General features: G+C 60.2%; 1 protein-coding gene and 1 pseudogene. One reads left to right on the plus strand and one right to left on the minus strand.

Annotated elements, in window-relative coordinates:
- A pseudogene (locus tag IVB32_RS32710) lies at positions 1–278 on the minus strand (IS256 family transposase); the annotation flags it as partial.
- 980 nt (positions 279–1258) lie between these two features.
- Between IVB32_RS32710 and IVB32_RS32715 the strand changes: the two are divergent.
- Positions 1259–1492 (plus strand): hypothetical protein, encoded by a 234-nt coding sequence (locus IVB32_RS32715; RefSeq protein ID WP_247361368.1) that lies wholly within the window; start codon positions 1259–1261, stop codon positions 1490–1492.
- The last annotated feature ends 368 nt before the right edge of the window (positions 1493–1860 follow it).

Genomic DNA, 1860 nt, shown 5'->3' on the forward strand with positions numbered 1-1860 from the left:
GGATCGGCGGCGTCCGCTTCGCGATCGCGTACACGCGGCTGGCGGACGGCGACCGGACCGATGCCGGTCATCACCTCGCGCTCCGGCAGGTGACCGTGGCGGACGACGCGCTGGTGGCCGTCCCGGGTCTTCAAATCGGCATGCTGGCCTAGAAAGTCTGCAACCTCGGCCTCGACCGCCTGGGCCAGCAGGGCACGCGCTCCATTGCGCAAGACTTCTGTGAGTTGATCGTCGAAGATTCCTGGCTGAATTAGATGGATGACGTTATCGTTGGACACGGCATATCGCTCCTTCGGTGGAGAAGTGGAGGCGTCAAGCACCCCCACGATATGCCGCCTTTCCGATTCCCGCCGTCACCAACTTTGGGCGATAGCTCGTCCACTGCGACGAACACTTTTTTCTTCTTGGCCAACTTGGCGCTCCTTCGTTGATAGGAGCGCGGTCTAACACGTGTTGCGCGGTTCGCATGCCTCGTGAATGGCGCTGTTTGACGGACGCTGTCCTTTTCGACAGGTGTAGGCCGTCCTGAGCCGTGGGCATGATCGCGCTAAAGGACGAGGGCCGCGGCTATGCGACGTTACTACCTCCCGATTTTTCACAAGGGAGAGACACATGCGGACGATGTGGGGGAGCTATTTGGCTCGGCTCAACTAGCCGTCCAATACGGCGCGCGCGTCGCTCGGGACATCGCCAGCGACCTCGACTATGGTTTTAGCCAAGCGGCGTCGTCGTCAGAGCCAATCGTCAACGCTAGGGAAGCGCGACGTTGGCGAACAATGCCCACCAATTCGTGCCGGCGGGCCTCCTGCACACGGCTGTGATGCGCATTGTGTGAAGTAGTTCACAACCGGCAGGGTATCACCGAGCGTAGCGTGCGCGCTTCCACTGGAGGGAAGCGCAATGAAGTGGAACTTGGCAACCTATCGAATGCTCGCGCTGACCGCCGCTGCTCTGGCGTTCTGGCGGCGGCTGGTACTACTATGGCCATCGGTACTCCTCGTGGAGTCCCTGAACCAATGTTGGGATCCGATTGGCAATGCAGCCGGACCATGCTGCTCGTGACCACGTGTGCGCACTGAAGCATTGATCGGATAGCCGCAGACGCGCGCTCGGCAAAGCTAGCGGGTGCTCGTTCACACATCTCGGCCTTCACGAACGTCGGCCTAACAATCGGTTAACGAAGAACCCATAGCGTGTTCCGCCGTTGACCTGCATCCCGTCACGCATGACGAGGTAGGTCTAGGACGGGGCCGATACCATGGCGGATCTAAGGGAAAAATTGGACAAACTCCGCGCCGATGCCGCGGATTTGGTCCTTATGAGCAGACGATCGAGCGACCCGCAGAAGCGCGCACTTTTCGAACGCTTGGCAGATGAGCTCGCCATAGAGGCTCTCGAACTCGAGCAGGTGGTGAAGCTGCAAAGCCGGCGCTCCGGTCACAGCGACATGGATAAAGTCGTGCCCCTCCACGTGCGTCCAGATCGTCGCTGACCCAATCCCTTTCCATTTGTGGGCGTCGATACGAACCCCTCCGACCCGTGCGGCGGCCACCCGATCTATGTAAGGCCCGAGCTCGCCGCTCGAATGGCGCGACCAAGCAGATAGATAGCTCGCCGCCAAAAAGCCAATCCCCGGCTCGCTCCACTAGGGGATCGGCGGCTTGCTGGACGAGGTTTAAATTTGGATTAGGATGCGAATGCTTGGCGCCGGACGAACGCGTCAAGGACGTCCTGGAAGCGGCCCCAATCATCATTGCACTCTGACTTGTGTTCCGGCTGACCTGCCCCTGAAGTTTCACCCAGTAGCGGTTAGAGTCTCGGCGGATGTTACGCCGTTTGGCGCGGTGTTAGCAACGTGCG

The organism is Bradyrhizobium sp. 23 (assembly GCF_023073295.1).
Classification (GTDB): domain Bacteria; phylum Pseudomonadota; class Alphaproteobacteria; order Rhizobiales; family Xanthobacteraceae; genus Bradyrhizobium; species Bradyrhizobium canariense_D.